This window comes from Vibrio genomosp. F10 str. 9ZD137 (assembly GCF_049974785.1).
GTDB lineage: Bacteria > Pseudomonadota > Gammaproteobacteria > Enterobacterales > Vibrionaceae > Vibrio.
This window is the reverse complement of sequence record NZ_JBNGCJ010000491.1, coordinates 1-3,858: the sequence shown is the minus strand read 5'-3', so window position 1 is coordinate 3,858 and position 3,858 is coordinate 1. Positions and strand designations below refer to the sequence as shown.

General features: G+C 42.0%; 3 protein-coding genes. 1 reads left to right on the top strand and 2 read right to left on the bottom strand.

All coding sequences use genetic code 11. The annotated features are described in order from the left end of the window. Positions 1 to 572 precede the first annotated feature (572 nt). On the top strand, positions 573 to 2,243 hold the full coding sequence (locus tag ACP45E_RS11880; protein ID WP_017037305.1) for an ABC transporter substrate-binding protein: 1,671 nt from the start codon (positions 573 to 575) through the stop codon (positions 2,241 to 2,243). A gap of 94 nt (positions 2,244 to 2,337) precedes the next feature. Here ACP45E_RS11880 and ACP45E_RS11875 read toward each other — a convergent pair whose 3' ends face one another. Next, complete coding sequence (locus tag ACP45E_RS11875; protein ID WP_017035881.1) at positions 2,338 to 2,577, bottom strand: RNA recognition motif domain-containing protein; 240 nt, start codon at positions 2,575 to 2,577, stop codon at positions 2,338 to 2,340. Between the two features lie 228 nt (positions 2,578 to 2,805). Beyond that, positions 2,806 to 3,669: a glutathione-dependent disulfide-bond oxidoreductase gene (gene yghU, locus ACP45E_RS11870; RefSeq protein ID WP_017035880.1), complete on the bottom strand. Its 864-nt coding sequence runs from the start codon at positions 3,667 to 3,669 to the stop codon at positions 2,806 to 2,808. Between the last annotated feature and the right edge of the window lie 189 nt (positions 3,670 to 3,858).

The following is a 3,858-nucleotide window of genomic DNA, read 5'->3' as shown; positions in this document are numbered from 1 at the left end:
ACCGCTCTTCCGATCTAGAGGTTCCTTTCTCTTTTTTTGGGTTGTCGAAATGAGACAACCGTGGGTTCTCAAATGACGAATCACATAACGTGATGTTATAAATTTAACATATTTTCAAACAAGTTTGGGGAAACCCGCCATATTAATCTCACAGCAGCTAAGTCCAGGCGCGGTAATTATTTATCTTTTACGAAAAAATACCGACTTTATATTTCAAGATTATCCGGATTTTTGGCGTGTCATTTGGTGATTATTTGGGATAAAAATAAAGGTGTGTATAAAGATGGAATAGGCCCGGTAATTCTCTGATCTCGATTGACTCGCAAAATAGAACAAGTAACAAATTATTACATATATGTATGTGTGTAGTAATATTACGAGTTATTGGCCATTTGTTTCGATTGAATTCTCACTAATGGTGTTTAAATTTGGTTTTAAATCAGTAGCTTGGTGTCAAATTAATAACACTATTGTTAATAGGTGATATTTTGTCGTATTACGTCAGGTGAGTGTGGTTGAATAGGGAAAGGTTTCTGGTTACGTTGCTTGAAATTACTCACTAGGATCCACTTATGAATAAAACATTTTTGTTGAGCACATTAGCGACTTCATTAGCACTTTCACCCATGACAAATGCTACTGATATTTCCGACAAGAACCAGTTAACCATTATTCCCAATCACAACGCGTCACTGATTCGAAATTTTAATCCGTTTTCTGTTTCTCGTATGCATACAGCAAGAGACTTTATTTTTGAGCCTTTGGTGGTTTTCAACGAATTGAAAGGAAATATCCCTGAATTCAGGTTAGCAACGGGTTATGCATTAAGTAGCGATCTACTCAGTGTCACGTTTGATTTAAGAAAAGGTGTGCTTTGGTCTGATGGTGAAGCGTTCAATGCGGATGATGTCATCTACACCTTTGAGTTGATCAAGCAACATCCGGCATTTGATGACCGTGGAGTCAGCAGCAATATTAAGTCAATCGAGAAGGTTAACGATCATCAGGTTCGATTCTTTTTAAATGAAGTGAACACCAATATTCCATATGAACTTGTGCAAGTTCCGGTCGTTCCTGAGCACCAATGGTCTAAAGAGAAAGATCCCCTGACATTCCTCAATCGATATCCTGTTGGAACAGGCCCGTTTACCGAGTTCCCTCAATTCACTTCCACGCTGTTTCTTCAATGTGAAAACCCGAACTACTGGGATAGCGAAAATTTGGATGTGGACTGTTTGAGAGTCCCTCAGATGAACCACAATGACCAAGTTTTAGGGGAGTTAATGAACTCCAGAATCGATTGGGCAGGGTCATTCGTGCCGGATATCGACCAAACCTTCTTGAAAGCGTCGACTGATCATGGCTACTGGTACCCACCTGCGGGGACACAAGCTTTCATGTTTAATTACAAGTCTAAAGATCCGGTTAAGCATGAAGTGATGAATGATGTAAACTTTCGTCGTGCCTTCTCAATGTCTTTGAACCGACAGGTCCTGATTGATGTAGCTAACTACGGAAATGGTGTCGTGAATGATTTCGCTTCTGGTTTAGGTTATGCGTTTGAGGCGTGGTCAGATGAAAAAACCCACAAAAAATATCAACCATTTATGACCTATTCTCCTGAAAGTGCTCGCAAGCTATTGAAAGACTCTGGTTATACGGATCGAGATGGAGACGGCTATGTAGAGAGCCCTTCCGGTGCTTCTTTTGAGTTGGAAATACAGTCACCACAGGGTTGGACAGATTTCAATAATACGGTGATGTTATCGGTTGAGCAATTGATGGAAGTTGGGATCAAAGTGAAAGCACGATCTCCGGATTTCTCACTTTATAATCAGGCGATGGCTAACGCAGAATATGATGTGGCTTATACCAACTACTTCCATGGTGCTACACCGCACCGATACTGGGACAGTGCTTATCATTCTAGGTTGCAAGCGTCGACTGGGATGCCAAGATTTGCAATGCACCATTGGAAAAGTGATCAGCTAGATGAGCTACTCGATGGTTTTTACCAAACAGCCGATAGCGTTGAACAAAAAGAGATCGCTCATCAAATTCAAGCGTTGATTGCAAAAAATCAGATTACCGTGCCAGTCTTGTCTGGGCCAAACTTCTACCAATACAATACCAAACGATTTACAGGCTGGTGGAATGCGGATAATCCGAAAGGTCGCCCAATGGTCTGGGAAGGTACACCGGAAAGATTGCTTCACGTTCTCGATTTAAAGCCAAGAAGCTAGTAAGTTTTACTCATGCTCTGATTTGAGTGAGCATAGAAAATAAAAAGCCCGTCTAAGACTATTAGGCGGGCTTTTCAGTATAGAAAGGGCCAGTTTAGTTGTTGGCTCTTTTTACACGAATCTTACTTTTAGCAACGTCAGCTAGATTAAGGCCAGTAATGGCGGCCTTAGCTTCTGCTTCATTTGGCATTTCAACAAAAGCGAACCCTTTAGACTGACCAGTTTCCTGATCTAATACAAGAGTGCATTCACCTACATCACCATGAGCAGAAAATAATACTCGAATTTCATGTTCTGTTGTTGTGCGAGCGAGGTTGCGAACTAAAAGTTTCATAATAAACCGTTTGGTATTGAAAGAACGGGCTCGATTGTCGCAGGTTCATTGTGACAAACCAAGGTAATTCTCATTTGGTGTTCGAGGCTTTTGAATCATTCACCAAGCCAACGCAAACAATTCAACCAGCAAAATAATAGAGTATTGTGCACCGCCAATTTATAAGACGGTGCGAAACTACGGCCCATAGGTTAAATAACGATGTGGTTACTCTATGATTTAAATACCTTATGCTTGTGGCTTCAAAGCAAGTGCTTGGTCAATATCCGCCGCGCTATGGCGTTCTGCAACCGCTTCCCATGGTTCACCCCATGTTCGGTTAACGATACGTCCTCGTTGAACGGCAGGTCTTTGCTCAATGTACGTTGCCCAGCGTTGAAGGTTTTTGTAGCTTGATACATCAAGGAACTCAGCCGCATCGTAGATATTGCCAAGAACAAGATTACCGTACCAAGGCCAGATTGCGATGTCGGCGATGCTGTACTCTTCCCCTGCAATGTAAGAATGATCAGCTAATTGCTTGTCCAATAAGTCGAGCTGGCGTTTTATTTCCATGGAGAATCGATTAATCGGATACTCAAACTTTTCTGGTGCATACGCATAAAAGTGACCAAAACCGCCACCTAGGTATGGCGCAGATCCTTGTAGCCAGAATAACCAGTTCAATACATTGGTGCGAGAGGTGACATCCTTCGGAATAAAGTGTTCAAATTTTTCTGCTAAGTAAAGAAGGATTGAACCGGATTCAAAAACATTGACTGGGGATGCTTGCGAGCGATCAACCAATGCTGGGATTTTCGAGTTTGGGTTGACTTCCACAAAGCCACTTGAGAATTGGTTCCCATCACCGATGGAGATCAAGTGGGCGTCATACTCTGCTTCAGTACGCCCAAGCGCTAATAACTCCTCAAGTAAAATAGTGACCTTCTGACCGTTGGGTGTCCCCATAGAATACAACTGATAGGGGTGCTGACCGACAGGTAGAGCTTGTTCATGAGTCGCTCCGGATACGGGTCTGTTGATGCTAGCCCAAGTGCCGCCGCCTTTCGTATCTTCTTGCCAAACCTTTGGTGGAGTATATTCTTTAGTCATTATCTTATCCTGTCTGTGAGTGACTCAATACAATGTAGGTCATGATCGTTTTCTGTATTCAACATTTGATCACGAAATTCATTGTTGCACACTTTTGTTATCAATTTGTGCAAAATTAGGCGAGTCTTAATTGAGCTGGCGTATCTTTATTGGGAAGTAATAGACGCAAAAAAGCCCACTGATTTCTCA